Below are 19,827 nucleotides of genomic sequence, written 5' to 3' on the forward strand. Positions count from 1 at the left end.
GGGCTGAGGCCTTCTGCCATCTTTTTTATCTACAGGAGAAACGATGAAAAATCTCGATCAACTCGACGTCAACGGCAAGCGCGTGCTGGTGCGCGTGGACTACAACGTGCCGATCAAGGACAGCGTGGTGCAGGACGACACCCGCATGACGGCCAGCCTGCCCACCATCAGGAAGCTGCTGGAGATGGGCGCGGCCTCGGTGGTGCTGATGAGCCACTTCGGACGCCCCAAGAACGGGCCGGAGGCGAAGTTCAGCCTCAAACCCGTGGCGGATGTGCTGTCTAAAATACTCGGTCAGGACGTGACCTTTATCGACAGCCTGCCCTCCAGCGACGAGACGCTGGTGGCGGTGCGGAACCTGAAGGCGGGCAGTGTGGCCCTGCTGGAAAACGTGCGCTTCGAGGCGGGTGAGGAGAAGAACGACGCGGGACTGAACGCCAAACTGGCTCGTCTGGGCGACGCCTTCGTGCTGGACGCCTTCGGCAGCGCGCACCGGGCGCACTCGTCGGTCAGCGGCGTGGCCGGGGAGCTGCCGCACGCGGCGGGGCTGCTGCTTCAGCGCGAGGTAGATGCGCTGGGCAAACTGCTGCACGATCCGGCACGGCCCTATGTGGTCATCATCGGCGGGGCCAAGGTCAGCGACAAGATCAAGGTGATCGAGAACCTGCTGCCGAAAGTGGACCGCATGTTGATCGGCGGCGGCATGGCCTACACCTTCATCAAGTCGCGCGGCGGCAAGATCGGCGACAGCATCCACGAGGATGACCAGTTGGAACTGGCAAAGCGTCTGCTGGCCGAATACGGCGACAAGCTGATGCTGCCCAGCGACGTGATCGCCGCCGACGCCTTCGATGCCAACGCCAACACCAAGGTCGTGCCGAGTGACCAGATTCCCGACGGCTGGCAGGGTTTAGACGCCGGGCCAGATACCGTGAGGGCATACACCGAAGCTTTGCAAGGCGCGAAAACCGTGTTCTGGAACGGGCCGCTGGGCGTCTTCGAGTTCGAGGCGTTCGCGGGCGGGACCAATGCGATTGCCGCCACCGTGGGCAACCTGGCGGGCGCATACACCGTCATTGGCGGCGGCGACAGCGTCAGCGCCATCAATAAGAGTGGGCAGGCCGACAAGGTTTCACACATCAGCACCGGTGGCGGTGCGAGCCTAGAATTGCTGGAAGGTCAGGCTTTGCCGGGCGTGGAGGCGATGGCCTAAGTGGCTCCCGTCACCTGCTTCCTGACCTACGAGGTCAAACCTGAGCGGTTGGCCGAGTTCGAGGCATATGGACGCAAATGGATCACGCTGATCAACTCCTTCGGCGGCCAGCATCACGGCTACTTCCTGCCCTCCGAGGGAGCATCGGATCTGGCTTACGCGCTGTTTACCTTTCCCAGTCTGGCGGCCTATGAACGCTACCGGGAGCAGTCGATGGCAGACCCGGTGTGCCAGGACCTGTTCCGGGAAGTGCCGAGCCTGATCCACCGCTATGACCGAACATTCTTAAGACCCGTCCTGGATGGGCTGGAGACATGATGACTCAGAACTTGCTTGCCCTGAACTGGAAGATGAACAAGACCCCCGCCGAAGCCCGCGCCTGGGCCGAGGAACTGCGCGAGAAGCTGACGGCGAACGACACCGAACTGGCCGTCATGGCCCCGTCTATCGCTTTACCGTCGCTAGCCGCACATCTGCCCCCCGGCGTGGCGCTGGGCGCACAGGACGTGTCGGCGCATGAGTCTGGTGCATACACCGGAGAGATCAGCGCCGCCATGCTGATCGACGTGGGCGCAAAATACGCCGTCGTGGGCCACAGCGAACGCCGCGAGTACCACCACGAGTCCGACGCAGATGTGGCCGCCAAGGCCAGGCAGGCGCAGGCGAACGGTCTGATCCCCATCATCTGCGTGGGCGAGGGCCTGGACGTGCGCGAGAAGGGCGAACAGGTGGCCTATACGCTGGGCCAGTTGGAAGGCAGCCTGAGCGGCGTGGGGCCGGAAATCGTTGTGGCCTACGAACCCGTCTGGGCCATCGGCACGGGCAAGACCGCCACCGCCGACGACGCCGAGGAACTGGCCGCCGCCATCCGGGGCGCGCTGATCGAGCGCTACGGCAGCGACGCCGACGGCATCCGCATCCTGTACGGCGGCAGCGTCAAGCCGGACAACATCGCTACCCTCTGTGCCAAACCCAACGTGAACGGCGCTTTAGTGGGCGGTGCGAGCCTCAAGGTGCCGGACGTGATCGGCATGAATGACGCCCTGAAGTAAAGCGCACAACGTAGAACTCCCCCACCCGAATCTGGGGTGGGGGAGTTCTGCTGACTGGGCCGTTGTACGCCACGCGGGTGGAAACCTGGATGGGGCATTTCCGAAAACAGACCCTGGCACGTTCCTGTGGCGATCTCACGGTCAGTACCTCGATATGGGGAACTGACCCGCCTGACCTCCACCAGCAAAAGAATCGGGGCCAGACCCACTACCGCTCCATTCACAGCCTGCATGCCCCAGCGTGACAGGACGGGCTACAGCGCCGCGATTACCGCGTCCGTGAACTCCTTCGTCCCTGCCGTGCCGCCCAGATCGCGGGTGCGCGGGCCTTCGGTCAGCACCTTATTCACGGCGTTGTCGATGCGCTTGGCCGTCTCATGATCGCCCAGTTCGTCCAGCATCAGCACGGCGGCCAGCATAGTGGCGGTGGGATTGCTGACGCCCTGCCCAGCGATATCCGGGGCGCTGCCGTGGACCGACTCGAAGATACCGAACTTGTCGCCCACGTTGCCGCTGGCCGCGATGCCCAGCCCGCCCACCAGTCCGGCGGCCAGATCGCTGAGAATATCGCCGAACATGTTGGTCATCACCATCACGTCGAACTGGCGCGGGTTGCGAACCAGTTGCATGGCGGCGTTGTCCACGATCATGGTACTGACGCTCAGGCCCTCCACGGTTTTGGTGTGGTCCAGAATAGTGTTCAGAAACAGGCCCTGCGTCACGGGCAACACGTTGGCCTTATGCACCACGGTCAGGCGTTTGTCGCGCTTCATGGCCAGTTCGGCAGCGTATTTGCCGATTCGCAGACTGGCCTCGCCCGTGATCACGGTGTCGGCAATGGCGGTGTCGCCGTAACGCCGCTCCTGTTCCACGTACAGGCCCTGGGTGTTCTCGCGCACGATGACCAGATCGACGTTCTCGTATGCGCCGGGAACCGGACGGGTCTTGGTGGGGCGCACGTTGGCGTACAACCCGTACTTCTGGCGCAGGTGCCGGATCGCGCCGGAGAAGCCAGGGGGTTTCTCGCCCGTAGGGCTGGTGGCCGCGCCGAACAGCGTGGCATCGGTGTTTTCCACCGCGTCGTAGGTGGCCTGCGGAACGCTGGTGCCGTGGTCCAGGTAGTACTCATACCCAGCCTCGGCGTCCACGTACTCGGCGTCAAAGCCTGCGGCCTCCAGCATGCGGCGGGTGGCGGGGATGACTTCGTGCCCGATGCCGTCGCCCTCGATAGAACAGATGCGGTATTTCGCCATAATCGATAGTCTAGTTCACCAGCGGTGGGGTTCGCAGGCGTTACCGGGTGTGTGACGAAAACAGGAAGCCACTCTTTCCGGCCCCTATTTTTTAGCTTCTACAATCTGCCCCGCCAGCTCGCGTGCCAGCAGTGGACCCAGCAAAAAGCCCTTGCTGCTCAGGCCCGACAGATGCCACACGCCGTCCTCGCCCCGCCCAGTCTTCAGCCCGGAGAGGCGCGAACCGGTCCAGCGCCCAGTCACGTTCACGCCGCTCAGGTCCGCCAGCGCCTCGCCCTTGCCCAGCAGCCAGCCCAGAGAGGCCAGCGGCAGCGTCGGGGTCTGCCACCCCTGAGCAGGAGTCTCGTATGTCGCGCCCAGCACGCCGCCCTGCGCGGATGGAGCCAGATACGCGCCGAAACTCAGGGGCACGTCTGTCGCCGCCCGGTCCAGCGTGAGCAGCGTGCCCAGGCGCTGTGTGCGGTCCTCGCCCGCCCAGCCTGAGCCGATGGAGCCGCCGCAATGGATCACGGCGTGAAAGGTGGGGAGCGTGGGGCCGTCCGCTTCCCGCAGTTTTGCCGAATGCGCCGTCCAACTCGCCGCCTGCCCCCGGATCACCGCTACGCCCGAAGCCTCCAGCAAGACCCGCGTGAAGGCCGCGCCGTCCACCCAGCCGCCCTCCGGCAGCCACAAGGCATGTGCCCAGGCGGGGGGCAGCGGCACGGGCAACTCACCCCGGCTCAACCAGCGGTGCGGCAATTCAGGCGGGAGGTTGCGCTCGAAGCGGGCGCGGGATTTATCGTCGGGAACAGGGCGCAGCATCCCTGTTTGACCATTCGGGACGTGAAAACCTGCCACCTCCAACTCGCGGAGCAGTTCCCAGGTCAGCCGCATTCCCTCCAGCGCCCGCGTGTCCACGCCGCCCGACTGCCCGCGGACCGGGTTGATCAGGGCAGACGGCACCGAACTGGCCGCGTGGATTCCCGCATCGATGACCGTGACCTGTGCGCCGAGTTTTGAAAGAAAATAAGCGACAGATGCTCCAGCGATGCCGCCGCCGATTACCAGAATCCGGGTCACCGCACGGCCCGCAGGCATTCGCGCTTGCCCGGCGCTCCGGGTCTGCGTTCCACACTCAGACCAGCCGCTGCCAGGGCACGGCGCACATGCCCAGCGGCGCTGTAGGTGGCCAGAATGCCGCCCAGCGCGAGGGTTCCGGCCAGCCGCGAGATGAAGTCCGGCGTCCAGACCTCCGGGTTGCGCGTGGGTGAGAAGCCGTCCAGATACAGCGCAGTGGCCCAGTCCTGCAGCAGATCGGCACTTAGAACGTCCACAAAATGAACGGTCAGGCGCACGTTTTCGGTCTGTATTTCAAATGGGGCGTGCGGCCAGCGGTCCAGGACCTCTTGCCATGCCGGATGCTCCGCGCCTGCTCCATCCTCTGAAACTGCGCGCAGCAGTTCGGCGGGGGCCGGGTCAAATTCGTAGGCCACGTAGTCCAGCCTCACCCCACGCGCCACTGCATCTGCCAGCGTGGCGCGGAAGTTGACGCCCAGACCGAAGCCGATTTCCAGCACCCGTGGGGCCGGATGCACGTCGGTGCGCGTACCCTCCACGAAGACATGCCGCGCCTGCGTGTGTGCGCCGTGCCGGGAGCCGTATGCCTCGCCAAAGCGCAGGTTGTGGGCCGTGCGTGAGCCGTCGGGCGTCTCGATGATCTGGTGCGGCGGATCGGCGGGCGGTGTGGTGACAGGCGGCAGGGACATCGGCGCTGAGGATAGTGCAGACCTGCCGACTTGTTACACGGATTCCGTATCAGTCAGAGTTTTGATGACTGGCAGAGTTCAGGTGACTGGCACGGGTCCTGAACAACGATTACGCCAATCCCAGCAGCTTCCGCACAGCGAAGCGCACGCGGCCCAGGTTCGCCACTTCATCGAACGCGGTCAGCAGCACCTGATCGCCGTGGGGGGTCAACAGCACCGGGCCGCCATCCAAGTCCAGCACAATTTCCTGCCACGAATCGGCGGCCATCTGGCTTTGCAGGCTGCCGATCACGGCGCGGCCCGCCGCAACCAGACCCAGCTCGCTGCTTATCTGGGCCTCGGACATTCCAGCGCTGGCGACCACCTCGCCTGCCGGGCTGACCAGTACGGTGTGCCGCACGCCGCGCACTTCCAGCAGTGTGGCGATCACGAGCGGTCCACGCGGGGCAAGCTGTCGACTTCCTGCGCCAGCTTGGCCAGGGCCTGCTGGGCGGCGCGGGTGTCGCTGCTGCGGGCCAGCGCCGCGCCCATCATGAAATCGCCCACGGCCAGCGCCACCACCTCAATGCGGTCACTGGTAAAGGCCAGCCGGGTGACCTCGCCGGACCCCAGGCGGCGGCCCATGCGGTCCAGACTGGTCCTGAGCGAGGCCAGCTCAGCGGCCAGCACCTCGCCGCCGTCACCGTTGGATTCGATGGGCAGGCCGTCAGGGCCGACCAGGGCGCTGGCGATCACACCGGGAATATTGTTCAGAACATCGATCTTCATGCTTGGTTCCTCGGTGGGTTTGCCACGAATCTGGCCTCTCGGACAACCTGAATCAACAGGGTCAGGACACTCACAGCGTCTGCTCCAGCTTGCGGGCGGCCTCGCGGCCATACAGGCGGGCCTGACCCAGATTGCTACGGGCGTCCAGGGCCAGCAACAGAAAGTATTCGGCACGGATGGGCTGCAGGTACACGCTCAGGCGTTCGCCGCGCAGGTACAGTTCACGGGGCTGCCCAGCGTTCAGGGTCTGGGTATAGGCGGTGCCTGCGGCCACGAGCAGCCCGGCGTGTTCGGCGATCAAGAGGTTCAGGTCCGTGTCGGTGATGGAGTGGCCCTCGATCAGCAGGCCGTCCAGCCCGCCAATAGCCGCCGCCCACGCGCCGTCCACGTCTTTGACCAGTTGGGTGAGGAGAGCAAGCATTCTGAGGATCATGATACGGACGGTCTATTTCAAATCACGCACAAATTCCGCGCCAGAGGTGAGAAAAGTCGAATCGACAGGCCCGACAGCGTCTGACACGTAGGCAGCCGGGATACGGCGGGCGTAAATCTTCACTCCGGCTCAGCCCTTCATCAGCCTGCGGCCCAGCGCCGCCTGTTCGGCCTGAGAGAAACCGTAGGCCGCCAGATACGGGGCGACACCGCTCCAGGTTGAATTCAGATGCGCCAGGGGCCGCAGAATGTCGTCCACAACAGTGGGGATGAATGGGGCATCCCGCCTCTGATGCTCGGGAGTCCGGCGCAAACTGCCTCTGGCATAAAAGTCCACCAGCTCCGGCCCAGTGGCGACATAATCGGCGGCAATCTCATCGCGGCTGAAGCCTGCCAATTCCAGGCACAGCGCGGCGATCAGGCCGGTGCGGTCCTTTCCAGCGTGGCAGTGGATCAGCACCGGGCCGGGCGGGGCGTCCAGCAGTGCGCCCAAGATGCTGACAATGTTGTTCGCGCCGTAATCCAGAACAGCGCAGTTATAGACGCCATTGCTGCCTGCCAGACTGGCCTCGTTGAGTTCGCGAACACAGTGAGACAAGAGCGACAGATTCAGGTATTCCGCCCGTCCGACAAATGGCGGCGCGTCAATGTGCCGTTCTGCCCGCGTTCGCAGATCGAGGATACGGCTCAGGTTCAGGGCCAGCATCTCAACTCTCCCCTGCTCGCTGAGGAAGCTGAGATTGCCGCTACGGTACAGACCGGGCAGCGCGCGGCGGAAGTTGAGCGCACCGTCGGGAGGGATTAGCATGACGTACAGAATGCCCACGGATCAACCCACTCTCAAGCGAGGCGAATCACCGTCTTTGCCGACATTTTCGGGTACAATAGACCCATTGAGGGAACCCCTTCGGCGGAACGAGATTCATTACGTCAACAACATAATGTGCTAGAATCGTTTCACTCCTGGCAGCCGCGCCAGGCCTCCATCACCCCCACATTGCCGGGCGGTTTCTACCCGCCCCGACTGGAGCCACATGACTGGAATTCATCCCGTTGACATCACCAGCGAAGTCAAGACCAACTTTATTACCTACGCCATGAACGTGATCGTGGACCGCGCGCTGCCCGACGTGCGCGACGGTCTCAAGCCCGTGCAGCGCCGGATCATGTACGCCATGATGCTGGAGGGGCTGTACAGCAACCAGAAGCACGCCAAGTCCGCGTCCGTGGTGGGCGAGGTCATGAAGAAGTACCATCCGCACGGCGACTCCAGCATCTATGACGCGATGGTGCGCCTGGGCCAGTGGTGGAACATCCGTTACCCGCTGGTGCATCCGCAGGGCAACTTCGGCAGCATTGACGGCGATCCCCCCGCCGCCATGCGTTACACCGAAGCGCGCATGACCAAGGTGGCCGAGGAAGTGCTGGCGGATTTAGAGAAAGAAACCGTCGACATGAAGCCTAACTACGACGACACCACCGTGCAGCCCTCGGTGCTGCCCTCGGCGGTGCCGAATCTGCTGATCAACGGTGCAACCGGGATCGCGGTAGGCATGGCGACCAACATCCCGCCGCACAACCTGACCGAGATCTGCAACGGCCTGCTGGCGATGGTGGACAAACCGGAGATCACCCTCGATGAGATGATGGAATACGTCCAGGGGCCGGATTTCCCCACCGGGGGCCGCATCAGCAAGATGGGCATCCGCGAGGCTTACGCCACCGGGCACTCGGGCCTGAAGGTGCGCGGCAAGGCCCGCATCGAGGAAAAGAACGGACGCAACCAGGTCATCATTTCCGAGATTCCGTATCAGGTGAACAAGACCAACCTGATCCAGACCATCTCGGCGATGTACAAGGCGGGCAAGATTCCTGATATCTCGGCCCTGCGCGACGAATCGGACCGTAAGGACCCGGTGCGGATCGTCATTGAACTCAAGCGCGGCGCGATTCCCACCCTCGTGCTGAACCAGCTTTACAAATACACGCAGCTTCAGGGCACCTTTACCGTCATCAACCTGAGCATCGTGAATGGCGAGCCACGCGTGCTGCCCCTGGTGGACACCATGCGTTACTTCCTGGATCACCGCCAGGACGTGGTGACGCGACGCACCGCCTATGAACTGAAGAAGGCCGAGGAACGTTCCCATATCCTGGAAGGGCTGCTCAAGGCGCTGGACGACATCGACGAGGTCATCGCCCGCATTCGCGCCAGCAACACCAGTGCTGAGGCCCGCGACGCGCTGATGCAGCGCTTCACCCTGTCCGAAATTCAGGCTCAGGCGATTCTGGACATGCGCCTGCAACGTCTGGTGGGCCTGGAGCGCGAGAAGATTCAGGGCGAGTTCGACGAGCTGAGCGTGATCATTGCCCGTCTGCGCTCCATCCTGGGCGACGAGAAGCTGCTGTGGCGCGAGATCAAGAAGGAAATCCGCGACATCCGCGACAAGTACGGCGACGAGCGGCGCAGCACGATTTCCATTCTGGAAGACGATATTTCCAAGGAAGACCTGATCGCCGTGGAAGATATGGTGATCAACATGACCAAGGCGGGCTACCTGAAGCGCAGCAACCTGACCGCCTACCGCGAGCAGAAGCGCGGCGGGCGCGGGTCTTCGGGCGGCAAACTGCGCGACGAGGACATCAACACCCGCGTTTTCGTGGGCAGCACGCACGACTTCCTGCTGTTCTTCACCGATCAGGGCCGCGTCTTCCACGAGAAGATCTATGACCTGCCGGAAGCGGGCCGCGACGCCAAGGGCACGCATATCCGTAACCTGCTCCCCAGCCTGCGCGACAACGAAAACATCGCCAGCGTGCTGAGCGTCAAGAGCTTTGAGGAAGAGGGCTGCTTCATCTTCGCCACCCGCAAGGGCGTGGTCAAAAAGACCCTGATCACCGATTACGGCAACATCACCTCTGCGGGCCTGATCGCCATCAACCTTGTGAACGGCGACGAGCTGATCGGGGTAGGCATCGTGCAGGACGCCGATCATGTGGTGCTGGCGACGCGCAACGGCAAGGCCATGCGCTTCCAGAGCGGCGAGGTCCGTGACACCGGACGCGCCACCCAGGGCGTCATCGGCATCCGCCTGCGTGAAGGCGAGGACGACGCCGTGGTGAGCATGGCCCTGGTCCCCGGTGGCGACGACACCAGCGAACTCCTCTCTATCAGCGAGTTGGGGCTGGGCAAGCGGACCCCGGTCGGCGATTACCCGGCCAAGGGGCGCGGCGGCATGGGCGTCATCACGCTGGACGTGACCGACAAGACCGGCAAGCTGGTCACACTGGCCCGCGTGGCCGGCGACGAGGAGCTGATGGTGCTGACAGAGAAGGGCACCGTGATCCGCACCCGCGTGGAGGAAGTGCGCGTCACCGGGCGCAATGCCCAGGGCGTCAAGGTCATCAACATCGGTGACAAGGACAGCGTGATCAGCGCCTTCCCGATCCGCCGCGAGGACGAGGTTTGAGCCTGAGCGACTAAGCTTCGGGCATTAACCCACAATTTACAGAGAGGCGGTAGAAAAGGCGTCCGGGGCAACTGGCTTCGGGCGCTGTTCTCGCTCTGGTGGCCTGCCCGTTTCCAATTCTGAAGCTTTCTCCAATGCCTGGGCACAGGCTGGGAAAAAACCAGATTGAACCTTGACACCCTCTGGACACGTATCACAGATGAAGTCGAGGTGAGAGTGAAACCAGAGACACGAGGCGAGATTTTGCAGTCCAGATCAGCGGTTTCGTTCATCAGCTCACCGTCAGACTTTGTCAGCTAAACAGTGTTTAAAGAAACAAAAGTGTTTACAAAATTGTAGAGATAGGTTACACTGTAAGCACGTCGGGAATGGCCCCGACCTCACTATCTCCCCAGAAAACGCCCAGGAGGCGACCACAATGACTCAGACCCAACACAGCACCGCCCGCACCTTCGTCGATACCGTGACCTACCGTCCCGGAGCCGTCATCCTCTACCCCGGAAAGAGCGACATGCTGTACCGCGTTTCCAGCGGTTTGGTGCGCGTGCATACCATGGACGACGACGGCAACGGTCTGACCCTGCGCTATGTCAAGCCCGGCGAATATTTTGGCGAGGAAGCCCTGGCCGGAGTGAACCGCGCCTACTTTGCCGAGGCCGTCACCGACAGCAGCATTGACGTGATCAACCCCGCCCTGATGAGCGCCGAGGATAATCTGGTGGTGACCACCCATCTGGTCAAGACCCTGGAACGCGCTTACGAGAGCATCTACCGGCTGGTGGGCAAGCGCCTGCGCGCCCGCATTGCTGGCGAGCTGCTGGAGCTGAAGGACACCGCCCTGGCCACCCAGACCGAGAACGGCGACACCATGATCTACGCCACCCACGACGAACTGGCCGCCGCTGTGGGCAGCGTGCGCGAAACCGTCACCAAGGTGGTCGGCGAGTTGAGCCGCGAAGGCGTGATCAGCGCGGGCTACGGAAAGATCACCCTCAAGAACGAGAAGGCACTGGCGACCATCGCCGCTGCGTAATCCTCCCCAGCACTGATTTCTAAAATCTGCGCCGCCCCGGACAACTGCCGGGGCGGCGTTTTTCTGTTCTTTGCGTCCAGAGTTTTGGCGGTGATCCCCTCACCATCGCCGCCTTCGTCACCTGTCTCCGTAAGCGGCTGTACCAGTCGTCCTCAAGGGGAGAGAAGAAAAAGACTCACGCCATCGGCAACTCAACCATACCTGTGCCGCCGTCCTCACCCCGGCCTTCCATACGGGCAGTTACGGCCAGTCCCGTCGGCGTTTGCGCCAGCCCACCCTCCGCCGTTTCGCGCAGTTCGGCGGGCATCATGCGGCCCACAGCGGCCATCGCGCCCAGCACCTCGTCGGGGGGAATGAAGGATTCTAGTTGTGCCAGCGCCAGTTGCGCCGCGCTGACGGCGTGGACGGCAAAGAAGGCGTTGCGGCTGACGCACGGAACTTCCACGTAGCCGCCCACCGGATCGCAGACCAGACCGATGGTGTTCATCAGGGCCATGCTGGCGGCCTGAATGGCGGCGCGGGGCGTCCCTCCCAGCAGTTCCACGACGGCGGCGGCAGCCATCGCCGCACTGGAGCCGATCTCGGCCTGACAGCCGCCCGCCGCGCCGGAGATGAACATGCGCTTGCTGATGGCCTTGCCCACGCCAGCGGCCAGAATCATGGGGTCCACCAGTTTTTCGTCGGGGATGCCCAGATGATCGGCCACGCCCAGCAACGCGCCGGGAATGGTCCCCGCGCTGCCCGCCGTGGGCGCGGCGACAATCCGGCCCATACGAGCGTTTTCCTCGTTGACGGCCATCGCGTATGCCTGCACGCGGCGAATCAGTGGGGCGTTCAGGGCGTCAGGAGAATCCCACAGGCCCTTGGCGTTCCAGCCCACCATACCGGTGATACTTTTCGCGCTGCTGTTCAGGCCGCGCTCAATGCTGTCGCGCATCTCGCGGATGCGGCGGGCCATCTCGTCGCGGATGTCCTGGGGGTCCAGCCCGGTTTCCTGGCAGTCGCGCTCCAGCACCCAGGCCGAGGCAGGGGCGGGGGCGTTCATCAGGGCTTCTAGCGTGGTCATGATCAAGTCCTCCAGATAGGGCGAGAAACAGCGGTATAGAGACCCATGCTAACGCGCCTGTCTGAGTCCTCTAGACGTGTGGACCGCAACGGCGTCCATACAGGCCGGACGCCTGACTTTATCCGGCCACTTCTAACAGCTCGCCGCCCACCACCAGCTCCCGCAAGCGCAGCAGATCGGGACGGTAATAGCGGTCTTCTTCCATAGAAGGGACCACCTCGCGGATACGTTCGTAAGCGGCCTGCACGCCCACGCCTGCGCGGAGCTGCTGGAAATCCAGCGCCTGCGCGGCGCACAGCAGTTCAATGCTGATCACCGTCTGGACATGCCCCAGAATCTGGCGCAACTGGCGTGCGCCGTGCGCGCCCATACTGACGTGGTCCTCCTGATTGGCACTGGTAGGAATGCTATCCACGCTGGCGGGGTGCGATAAAACCTTGTTCTCGCTGACCAGCGCCGCCGCCGTGTACTGCGCGATCATCAGGCCGCTGTTGAGGCCCCCGTGCGCCGCCAGAAAGCCCGGCAGACCGCTCAGGGCCGGGTTGAGGAGTTGCTCGCAGCGGCGTTCGCTGATGCTGCCCAGTTCGGCCACGGCCACCTTAAGGGCATCGGCAGTGACGGCCAGCGGCTGCCCGTGGAAATTGCCACCGGAGACGACTTCGCCCGTCTCTGGAAAGACCAGCGGATTGTCGGTCACGGAGGCAAATTCGGTGTCCAGAATGCGGGCGGCCTGGGCAAGCGCATCATGGGTTGCGCCGTGGACCTGGGGCACGGCCCGCAACGAGTACGGGTCCTGCACCTTGCCGCATTCGGCGTGACTGGGGGCAATTTCGGAATCGCGCAGGAGGTGGCGCAACTCGGCAGCCACGGCCACCGCGCCGGGATGCGGACGCAGGCCCACCAGATCGGCGCGGAACGGCTGATGCGAGCCGTAGAGGGCTTCCACCGTCATCGCCGCTGCCAGATTGGCCGTTCCCAGCAGTGTACGGGCGTCCGCAAGGGCCAGACCCAGCAGGCTGCCCATCAGTTGCGTGCCGTTGATCAGGGCCAGACCTTCTTTCGCCTGCAAGGTCAGCGGGATGAGATTCAGTTCGGCCAGCACGTCGGCAGCGGGGCGAACTTCTCCCCCGTATTCAATCTCGCCCAGACCAATTAAAGCCAGCGCCAGGTGCGCCAGCGGCGCAAGATCGCCCGACGCGCCCACGCTGCCCTGTGCAGGAACCACCGGATGCGCCCCGGCGTTCAGCAGGTGTAGCAGCAGTTCCACGACTTCCGGGCGCACACCCGAATGGCCCTGGCACAGCGAGACAGCGCGCAACAGCAGCATACCGCGCACCACCTCGGCAGGTAGGGCATCGCCCACACCAATAGCATGGGACACGATCAGGTTGTACTGAAGCTGCTGGAGGTCATCGTTACCTACCCGCACGCTGGCAAACTTGCCAAAGCCGGTGTTGATGCCATAGACCGCCGCGCCGCTCTCCACGATACGCTCGATGACGGCGCGTGCCCTGAGGATGCGTTCCCTGGCGGCGTCCGACAGCTCCACTTTCTCGCCGCCGCGCACCACACCAATAAAATCTTCCAGCGACAAACTGCGGTCAAGGATCATCGTTTCACTCCTTTCACAAATACATCTCGCACTGGGTTCGCGCCCAGCGTATACGGCAACTCGCGCCAGTCGGGGCCGTGCAGGGCCAGGAAATCGGCGCGCATTCCGGCGCTCAGGCTGCCCCGGTCAGACAGACCCAATGCGGCGGCAGCGTTGACGGTGGCGGCGGTCAGCGCCTCGGCGGGAATCAGGCCGTTCAGGCGGACGGCCAGAGCAAGGGCCATCTGTACGCTGAACAGCGGAGAACTGCCGGGATTGAGGTCCGTTCCCAGCGCCACCGCCGCGCCCGCGTCAATCAGAGCGCGTCCCGGTGCTGCGAGAAGGCCCAGATGCAGGGTCACGCCGGGCAGAATGGTTGCCACCGTGCTGGACGCGGCCAGCGCCGCGATCTGCGCCGGGCCACTGGCCTCCAGATGATCCACGCTCAGGGCGTTCATCTGGCAGGCCAACTCCGTACCGCCAATGGCGTGAAATTGATCAGCGTGGAGCTTAACTTTCAAGCCGTGAGCCTGAGCAGCAACAAAGATTTGCCGGGTCTCCTCCACTGAGAACGCCTCGGCCTCGCAGAACACGTCTACGGCAATGGCGAGCGATTCGGCGGCAACTTGGGGAATCAGCGTGTCGCAAACGCCGCGCACGTAATCCTCGCGGTTCTCGGTGGGCGGGACATGAATCAGGAGGGTGGGCGATAAATCAAACTCACGACTTAACACCTGAACCGCCCGCAGCATCCGCACCTCGGCGTCAAAGTCCATGCCGTACCCGCTCTTGACCTCAATTGTCGTCGCGCCGGATTGCCGCAGGGCCACGAGGCGCGGGCGGGCCAGCGCCACCAGTTGGTCCACCGTTGCCGCCGCCGTGGCCGCGATGCTGGAGCGGATGCCGCCACCCGCTGCCAGAATGGTTTCGTAGGGAACGCCCGCCACCCGCGCCTCAAAATCGGCCAGTCGGTTTCCGGCCCAGACGGCATGGGTGTGGGGGTCAATCAGGCCCGGAACCACAGCGACGCCGCCCAGATCATGTTTATCAGAACGAGAGGGAGCCTCCCTCACTGGCCCAACCCAGGCAATCTGGCCATCACGGACGAGCAGGGCGGCGTTTTCAACCACCGTTAATTCGCGCATAGCCGCGCCGCGCTGGGGACCGGGGGCGGGAGTGACGAGCTGAGAAATACCAGTAAACAGTGTCTCAGTCATGAAAAACCTCGCACAACGTTTCCAGGATCAGCCGTGCGGCGATCAGCTCACTGCGTCCAGTGGGGTCAAGGTTGGGGGCCAGTTCCACCACGTCCAGCGCGAGAATCTGGTGACGGCGGGCCAGGGCCGCGATCACGCGCAAGGCCAGCGCATACGAGAAGCCGTCCGGCTCCGGGCTGCTGGTGCCCGGCAGCACGGCGGGGTCAAAGGCGTCCACATCCACGCTCAGGTAAACGGGGCGGCCTGGGGACAGCGCCTCCACAATCTGCGTGCAGCGGGCCTCCACCTCCTCCATCGGCACCAGCGTATGCCCACGCGCCCGCGCTGCCGCCACCGCTTCCGGGTCATGGCGCAGCCCGCGCAGGCCGATGGTGGTGATGTGGACGAGATTGGGCAGTTCCTCGGCGGCACGGCGGAAGGGGCTGGAGTTGCTGTAGCGTGTGTCGTTGCGTGTGTCGGTGAAGTCCAGATGCGCGTCCAGTTGGATGACGTGCAATTCAGGCTGATCGTTAAAGGCGCGGAGGAGCGGATACGAAACGCTGTGATCGCCGCCCAGAAAGACGGGAAATCGGCAGCGCGATCTGACTTGCCGCGCCGCCGCCGTGATGCGTTCCCGCGCCAGCTCCGGCTCCAGCGAGGGCAGCACCACATCCCCGGCATCCACGAAGTTCACGTCCTGCAAGCGGGTCACGCCGTCCAGTCCGGTAAAGGGCGGCACGTAACGCAACGACGCCTCCCGCATGGCACGCGGCGCGAAGCGTGCGCCGGGGCGGAAGCCTAAAGCGATGTCGTAGGGAATGCCCAGCACGGCCACGTCTGCGGTCCAGTCGCTGTCCGGCTGAACAATGGGGGCGCGGGCGAAGGTGGGGATTCCAGCGTAGGGAAGGTGGGTGGGGGTCATCGTTTCACAGTACGCGAGAGCTTTTTCAGATCGTCAAGGCTTAGGTTTGTTGGATCTTCTTCTGTAAAATCCAGCCAATCCTGCAAGCTTGAAATTTCACTCAGAAACATATCTAGCGTATCTATAGAGTCTCTAAGATTTTCTGCCAACGGAGTGGAATCAAGCCCAGTACCAGAAAGCTCTAAATTACTCAACTTATCCTGCTCTTGATCTTTAACCAAATCAATTGAGTCATAGGCTTCTGATAAAAGATTTTCTAATCTATTTTTTGTATCCGAGAAAGCATTAAGCGCTTCTTTTAGACTAGAAGAATATTCACGTATGACCAGCCTTCCGTCTTGATTCATAATCTACTTTATCCCCAGGCTCGGCAAATCCAGCCCACGCTCCCGCGCCACGTCCTGCGCCAGCCCATATCCGGCGTCGGCGTGGCGCAACACGCCCATTGCGGGATCGTTGGTCAGGCAGCGGCTCAGGCGTTCGGCGGCTTCCGGGGTGCCGTCGGCCAGGGCCACCAGACCGGAGTGCTGCGAGAAGCCCATGCCCACGCCGCCGCCGTGGTGAAAGCTCATCCACGCCGCGCCAGACGCAATGCCAATGCCGAAGTTCAGCAGGGGCCAGTCGCTCACGGCGTCAGAGCCGTCCAGCATGGCCTCGGTTTCGCGGTAGGGGCTGGCAACACTCCCCGCATCCAGATGATCGCGTCCAATGACGATGGGAGCTTTCAGTCGGCCATCGGCCACCATGTCGTTGAACAACTTCGCGGCTTTATCGCGTTCGCGGTAACCCAGCCAACAGATACGGGCGGGCAGCCCCTGAAAGGCGATCTGATCGGCGGCATAACTGAGCCAGGATTGCAGGCGCACGTCGTCGGGAAACAGTTCCAGCAAGGCTTTATCGGTGGCATAAATATCTTCGGGATCGCCAGAGAGGGCCACCCAGCGGAACGGCCCGCGCCCCTCGCAGAAGGAATCGCGGATGAAGGCGGGGACGAAACCGGGGTAATTGAAGGCGTCCTCCACGCCCGCTTCCTTAGCGCGCTGGCGCAGGTTGTTGCCGTAATCAAAGGCCACCGCGCCGCGTTTCTGGAGTTCCAGAATGGCCCAGACATGGGCGGCCATCGCGTCATAGGCCCGCTGCTTATAAGCCTCGGGCTGGTCTTTCCGCAGAACGGCGGCGTCCTCGTCAGGTGTGGTGATGGGCAGATAACCCCACATCGGATCGTGGGCGCTGGTCTGGTCTGTGATCAGATCCGGGGTCCAGTTCAGCTCCACCAGTTGCGGGATGATCTCGGCGGCGTTGCCCAGCAGGCCGATAGAGCGGGCCTCTCCCGCCGCCTTGTACTTCTCGGCGCGTTTGATGGCATCCTCCAAATTGTCGGCCACCTCGTCCAGATAGCGGGTTTCTAGACGCTTCTGAATGCGGGTGGGGTCCACTTCCACGGTGATGCTGACGCCCCCGGCCAGCTTGACCGCCAGCGGCTGCGCCCCGCCCATACCGCCCAGCCCGGCGGTGACGGTGATGGTCCCCTTCAGGCTGCCGCCGAAGTGTTTGTCCGCCGCACTTGCAAAGGTTTCATAGGTTCCCTGCAAGATGCCCTGAGTGCCGATGTAAATCCAGCTTCCGGCGGTCATCTGGCCGTACATCATCAATCCGGCCTGATCCAGACGGTCAAATTCCTCCCAGGTGGCCCAGTTCGGCACCAGATTGGAATTGGCGAGAATCACGCGCGGGGCAAATTCGTGGGTTCGCAGCACGGCCACGGGTTTACCAGACTGGATCAGCAGCGTTTCGTCATTTTCCAGACGGTCCAGCGTCTCCACGATCTTGTGGAACGCCTCCCAGTTGCGCGCCGCCTTGCCGCGTCCGCCGTAGACCACCAGCTCCTCGGGGTGTTCGGCCACCTCCGGGTCCAGGTTGTTCATCAGCATGCGCTTGGCGGCTTCCTGAATCCAGCCTTTCGCGGTGCGCTGCGGGCCACGGGGAGCGCGGATGACGTGAGCATCGGGCTGGGTTGAGGTCATGGGTCTATGGTTCGCCTTTTCTGGCGAGGAAACAGAGTGGTTTTCCGGGTATAGCGGAAACCCAGATAAGATGCTGGAAATGGAGAAGGACAGAAAGGTTGAAACTGTTGTGGGGATTGCAGCCTGCACGTTGGGTCACTTGTTTCCGCACTTCGTAGCGAGAAGGCACGAGGTCCAGAAACTGTATCCACTCGTCGGAAATCAAGCCCATTAATGCCCCGCACCCATGCCACCGTTGAAGCCGCCGTCCGGGTGCTGGAACTGTTTGACGCGGACCGCACCGAATGGACCCTGACTGAGCTGGCGCGGCATCTGAATCAGCCCACGTCCACAGTGCATGAGCAACTGCTGACGCTGGCAGGATCGGGGTTGCTGGTGCGGGTGGGACGGGGACGATACCGACTGGGGTGGCGGCTGCTAAAGCTGAGCAGCGCGCTGTACGGCAGCCTGCCGTGGTACGCCCCCGCCCACGACGCGATGGAGCGGCTGGCACGCGGAACGCATCTGCTGGCCTTCCTCTGTGTACTTCACGGCGATCAAGTGTTGTGTGTGGCCCGTAGCGTGCAAGGGCGCGACGGACCGCCAGTGGCTGGAGAATTGGATTTTGAATTGCCCGCCCATGCCACCGCCAGCGGAAAGCTGTTGCTGGCGCTGGCCGGGCAGACTGTCCCCCACTCCACGAAGGCATTCACACCCCACACGCTGACCACGCCCACCGACTGGGATGCCGAGGCACAAGCCATCCGCATTCAGAGTCACGCGCTCAGCCGAGACGAATGGGCGCTGGGAACGAGTGGACTGGCAGTTCCAGTGCGGGGGGAAGGCGGCACGATTCTGGCGGCACTGGGGCTGAGTCTACCCACGGCGCGCATGAACGCCCGCGAAAGCCTGCTGCGCGCTCTGCACACAACGGCGGCAGAGGTAGGCTGGACGCTGGGTTACCGGGGGGAGGGGTGATGTTTTTGGAGGGGCAGACATCTACACTTTTGCCATGTCCTTTCCGGTGACGCTCGTGGGGCGACACCTTCACCTAGCCGGGCGGACAGAGGGTGAACATGCAAAACAGACCTGGCCTTCCCTCCGCCATTGCTCCCGCGTTGCTCGGCCTGCTGGCCTCCAGTGCCGGGGCCGCGCCCCTGCCCATCCCCACGCTAACGCCGAAAGGGGCGACGTACAGCGTTCAGGTCGCGCCCGTCCCGCCGGGGTATACCCAGACCTTCCCACTGGCCCTGAACAACAAGGGCGCGGTGCTGCTCGCCGCCGTGCAGGGCAAGAATCCCGACGCCCTGTTCGTGTGGTCTGGCACAGCCCTGAAGCCCGTCACGCTGCCTGCCGCCGCCAGGGGCGGGGAACTGTCCAGTTCGGCGGGGCGGCACTGTCTGGCAGACGACGGTCTCATGGTCATCAACACCTTCAACGACACGCCGCCGCTGTATTACGACGGCAAAACCTTCAGCCCCATCGCCTTTCCGGGCGCGGGAACGCACGGGCTGTTCCTGGGCGTTCGGGGCTGTTCCTCCAACCTGAATGTCATCGCCTCGGCCCAGACTGGGGGGGCCAGTTACCTGTGGAAGCCGGGCGGCAAGATCATCCCACTGGGGCAGGTATCTGCCACGGCGGTCAATGCAGCAGGAAATGTGGTGTCGAAGAAGGGCGTCTCACAGGGCACAAAGGTGACACGGTCCGCAGAAAAGGGCTGGACCCCCGAATTCATCAACGACGCGGGCCTGATCCTCGGCAGCGACGAAGACGGCGCGGCCCTGCACGTCTGGGAGGCGGGCGCGGGCAAAGGGCTACTACTCTCGCCGCCCAGAGGCTCGGACGCGGTGTTCGTGAATTCACTGAACAACAGGGGTCAGGCCGTGGTGAACACCCTGGACACCAACATCTTCCTGTATGACCATGCGGCCCGCAGTTATACGCCCATCCGGGTGGATGGCTGGAGCCTTTCCTATGTCAGCGTCATCAACGATCAGGGCTGGTTGCTGGCCTCGGGCCACCCCCTGAACGACGACAAGACCTCACGAGTGCTACTGCTGAAGCCAGAGAAGTAGGAAATGAT

At 63.3% G+C, this 19,827-nt stretch carries 20 protein-coding genes; 7 read left to right on the top strand and 13 right to left on the bottom strand.

Annotation, left to right across the window (positions count from 1 at the left end; genetic code table 11):
* The first annotated feature begins 43 nt into the window (after positions 1-43).
* From pgk to tpiA, 3 genes are read left to right on the top strand one after another with little or no spacing between them, the layout of a single operon-like run.
* Positions 44-1,213: a phosphoglycerate kinase gene (pgk, locus tag DAAJ005_RS11765; protein WP_151847263.1), complete on the top strand. Its 1,170-nt coding sequence runs from the start codon at positions 44-46 to the stop codon at positions 1,211-1,213.
* Positions 1,214-1,531, top strand: a complete 318-nt coding sequence (locus DAAJ005_RS11770) for an NIPSNAP family protein (RefSeq protein WP_151847264.1) — start codon at positions 1,214-1,216, stop codon at positions 1,529-1,531.
* Positions 1,531-2,265 carry a triose-phosphate isomerase gene (gene tpiA, locus DAAJ005_RS11775; protein WP_151848537.1) on the top strand — a complete coding sequence of 245 codons (735 nt, stop codon included), beginning with the start codon at positions 1,531-1,533 and terminating at the stop codon, positions 2,263-2,265. The genes DAAJ005_RS11770 and tpiA overlap by 1 nt, the downstream gene beginning before the upstream one ends.
* 254 nt (positions 2,266-2,519) lie before the next feature.
* Here tpiA and DAAJ005_RS11780 read toward each other — a convergent pair whose 3' ends face one another.
* From DAAJ005_RS11780 to DAAJ005_RS11810, 7 genes are all read right to left on the bottom strand, one after another.
* Positions 2,520-3,518, bottom strand: coding sequence for an isocitrate/isopropylmalate dehydrogenase family protein (locus tag DAAJ005_RS11780; RefSeq protein WP_151847265.1), 999 nt, complete (start codon positions 3,516-3,518; stop codon positions 2,520-2,522).
* An 84-nt stretch (positions 3,519-3,602) separates the two neighbouring features.
* Positions 3,603-4,577 (bottom strand): FAD-dependent oxidoreductase, encoded by a 975-nt coding sequence (locus tag DAAJ005_RS11785; protein ID WP_370519708.1) that lies wholly within the window; start codon positions 4,575-4,577, stop codon positions 3,603-3,605.
* Positions 4,574-5,263, bottom strand: a complete 690-nt coding sequence (mnmD, locus tag DAAJ005_RS11790; protein ID WP_151847267.1) for a tRNA (5-methylaminomethyl-2-thiouridine)(34)-methyltransferase MnmD — start codon at positions 5,261-5,263, stop codon at positions 4,574-4,576. The genes DAAJ005_RS11785 and mnmD overlap by 4 nt, the downstream gene beginning before the upstream one ends.
* Positions 5,264-5,372: 109 nt before the next feature.
* On the bottom strand, positions 5,373-5,693 hold the full coding sequence (locus DAAJ005_RS11795; protein WP_151847268.1) for a roadblock/LC7 domain-containing protein: 321 nt from the start codon (positions 5,691-5,693) through the stop codon (positions 5,373-5,375).
* Positions 5,690-6,031 (bottom strand): roadblock/LC7 domain-containing protein, encoded by a 342-nt coding sequence (locus DAAJ005_RS11800; protein WP_151847269.1) that lies wholly within the window; start codon positions 6,029-6,031, stop codon positions 5,690-5,692. Before DAAJ005_RS11800 ends, DAAJ005_RS11795 begins: the two co-directional genes overlap by 4 nt.
* Positions 6,032-6,101: 70 nt before the next feature.
* Positions 6,102-6,452: a roadblock/LC7 domain-containing protein gene (locus DAAJ005_RS11805; RefSeq protein ID WP_151847270.1), complete on the bottom strand. Its 351-nt coding sequence runs from the start codon at positions 6,450-6,452 to the stop codon at positions 6,102-6,104.
* A 141-nt stretch (positions 6,453-6,593) separates the two neighbouring features.
* Entirely contained in the window at positions 6,594-7,271 is a 678-nt protein-coding gene (locus DAAJ005_RS11810; RefSeq protein ID WP_151847271.1) for a tyrosine-protein phosphatase, read from the bottom strand.
* 226 nt (positions 7,272-7,497) lie between these two features.
* Here DAAJ005_RS11810 and gyrA point away from each other — a divergent pair, with 226 nt between their 5' ends.
* Together gyrA and DAAJ005_RS11820 are read left to right on the top strand one after the other, a co-directional pair.
* Positions 7,498-9,933, top strand: a complete 2,436-nt coding sequence (gene gyrA / locus DAAJ005_RS11815; protein ID WP_151847272.1) for a DNA gyrase subunit A — start codon at positions 7,498-7,500, stop codon at positions 9,931-9,933.
* Between the two features lie 418 nt (positions 9,934-10,351).
* Positions 10,352-10,966 (top strand): helix-turn-helix domain-containing protein, encoded by a 615-nt coding sequence (locus DAAJ005_RS11820; RefSeq protein WP_029481757.1) that lies wholly within the window; start codon positions 10,352-10,354, stop codon positions 10,964-10,966.
* Positions 10,967-11,141: 175 nt separating this feature from the next.
* Here DAAJ005_RS11820 and sdaAA read toward each other — a convergent pair whose 3' ends face one another.
* The 6 genes from sdaAA to hutU form a co-directional block, all read right to left on the bottom strand.
* Positions 11,142-12,032: an L-serine ammonia-lyase, iron-sulfur-dependent, subunit alpha gene (gene sdaAA / locus DAAJ005_RS11825; protein ID WP_151847273.1), complete on the bottom strand. Its 891-nt coding sequence runs from the start codon at positions 12,030-12,032 to the stop codon at positions 11,142-11,144.
* 118 nt (positions 12,033-12,150) lie between these two features.
* The gene (gene hutH, locus DAAJ005_RS11830) at positions 12,151-13,644 is read right to left on the bottom strand and encodes a histidine ammonia-lyase (protein WP_151847274.1); all 1,494 of its coding nucleotides are present in this window, start codon (positions 13,642-13,644) and stop codon (positions 12,151-12,153) included.
* On the bottom strand, positions 13,641-14,840 hold the full coding sequence (gene hutI, locus DAAJ005_RS11835; protein ID WP_151847275.1) for an imidazolonepropionase: 1,200 nt from the start codon (positions 14,838-14,840) through the stop codon (positions 13,641-13,643). Before hutI ends, hutH begins: the two co-directional genes overlap by 4 nt.
* A complete protein-coding gene (speB, locus tag DAAJ005_RS11840; RefSeq protein ID WP_151847276.1) occupies positions 14,833-15,741 on the bottom strand; it encodes an agmatinase in 909 nt (302 codons plus the stop codon). Before speB ends, hutI begins: the two co-directional genes overlap by 8 nt.
* Positions 15,738-16,088: a hypothetical protein gene (locus DAAJ005_RS11845; protein WP_151847277.1), complete on the bottom strand. Its 351-nt coding sequence runs from the start codon at positions 16,086-16,088 to the stop codon at positions 15,738-15,740. The genes speB and DAAJ005_RS11845 overlap by 4 nt, the downstream gene beginning before the upstream one ends.
* A gap of 3 nt (positions 16,089-16,091) precedes the next feature.
* Complete coding sequence (gene hutU, locus DAAJ005_RS11850; protein WP_151847278.1) at positions 16,092-17,765, bottom strand: urocanate hydratase; 1,674 nt, start codon at positions 17,763-17,765, stop codon at positions 16,092-16,094.
* A 213-nt stretch (positions 17,766-17,978) separates the two neighbouring features.
* Between hutU and DAAJ005_RS11855 the strand changes: the two genes are divergently transcribed.
* Both DAAJ005_RS11855 and DAAJ005_RS11860 read left to right on the top strand, forming a co-directional pair.
* Complete coding sequence (locus DAAJ005_RS11855; protein WP_151847279.1) at positions 17,979-18,722, top strand: IclR family transcriptional regulator; 744 nt, start codon at positions 17,979-17,981, stop codon at positions 18,720-18,722.
* Positions 18,723-18,820: 98 nt separating this feature from the next.
* A complete protein-coding gene (locus DAAJ005_RS11860) occupies positions 18,821-19,819 on the top strand; it encodes a hypothetical protein (protein ID WP_151847280.1) in 999 nt (332 codons plus the stop codon).
* Positions 19,820-19,827 lie beyond the last annotated feature (8 nt).

Origin of the sequence: Deinococcus sp. AJ005, assembly GCF_009017495.1 — a bacterium.
Lineage (GTDB): Bacteria > Deinococcota > Deinococci > Deinococcales > Deinococcaceae > Deinococcus.

Coding starts and splice junctions, on each gene's coding strand:
- pgk (WP_151847263.1), top strand. CDS start 44: ATGAAAAATCTCGATCAACTCGACGTCAACGGCAAGCGCGTGCTGGTG.
- tpiA (WP_151848537.1), top strand. CDS start 1,531: ATGACTCAGAACTTGCTTGCCCTGAACTGGAAGATGAACAAGACCCCC.
- DAAJ005_RS11780 (WP_151847265.1), bottom strand. CDS start 3,518: ATGGCGAAATACCGCATCTGTTCTATCGAGGGCGACGGCATCGGGCAC.
- mnmD (WP_151847267.1), bottom strand. CDS start 5,263: ATGTCCCTGCCGCCTGTCACCACACCGCCCGCCGATCCGCCGCACCAG.
- DAAJ005_RS11800 (WP_151847269.1), bottom strand. CDS start 6,031: ATGAAGATCGATGTTCTGAACAATATTCCCGGTGTGATCGCCAGCGCC.
- DAAJ005_RS11805 (WP_151847270.1), bottom strand. CDS start 6,452: ATGCTTGCTCTCCTCACCCAACTGGTCAAAGACGTGGACGGCGCGTGG.
- DAAJ005_RS11810 (WP_151847271.1), bottom strand. CDS start 7,271: ATGCTAATCCCTCCCGACGGTGCGCTCAACTTCCGCCGCGCGCTGCCC.
- gyrA (WP_151847272.1), top strand. CDS start 7,498: ATGACTGGAATTCATCCCGTTGACATCACCAGCGAAGTCAAGACCAAC.
- DAAJ005_RS11820 (WP_029481757.1), top strand. CDS start 10,352: ATGACTCAGACCCAACACAGCACCGCCCGCACCTTCGTCGATACCGTG.
- sdaAA (WP_151847273.1), bottom strand. CDS start 12,032: ATGACCACGCTAGAAGCCCTGATGAACGCCCCCGCCCCTGCCTCGGCC.
- hutH (WP_151847274.1), bottom strand. CDS start 13,644: ATGATCCTTGACCGCAGTTTGTCGCTGGAAGATTTTATTGGTGTGGTG.
- hutI (WP_151847275.1), bottom strand. CDS start 14,840: ATGACTGAGACACTGTTTACTGGTATTTCTCAGCTCGTCACTCCCGCC.
- speB (WP_151847276.1), bottom strand. CDS start 15,741: ATGACCCCCACCCACCTTCCCTACGCTGGAATCCCCACCTTCGCCCGC.
- DAAJ005_RS11845 (WP_151847277.1), bottom strand. CDS start 16,088: ATGAATCAAGACGGAAGGCTGGTCATACGTGAATATTCTTCTAGTCTA.
- hutU (WP_151847278.1), bottom strand. CDS start 17,765: ATGACCTCAACCCAGCCCGATGCTCACGTCATCCGCGCTCCCCGTGGC.
- DAAJ005_RS11855 (WP_151847279.1), top strand. CDS start 17,979: ATGCCCCGCACCCATGCCACCGTTGAAGCCGCCGTCCGGGTGCTGGAA.
- DAAJ005_RS11860 (WP_151847280.1), top strand. CDS start 18,821: ATGCAAAACAGACCTGGCCTTCCCTCCGCCATTGCTCCCGCGTTGCTC.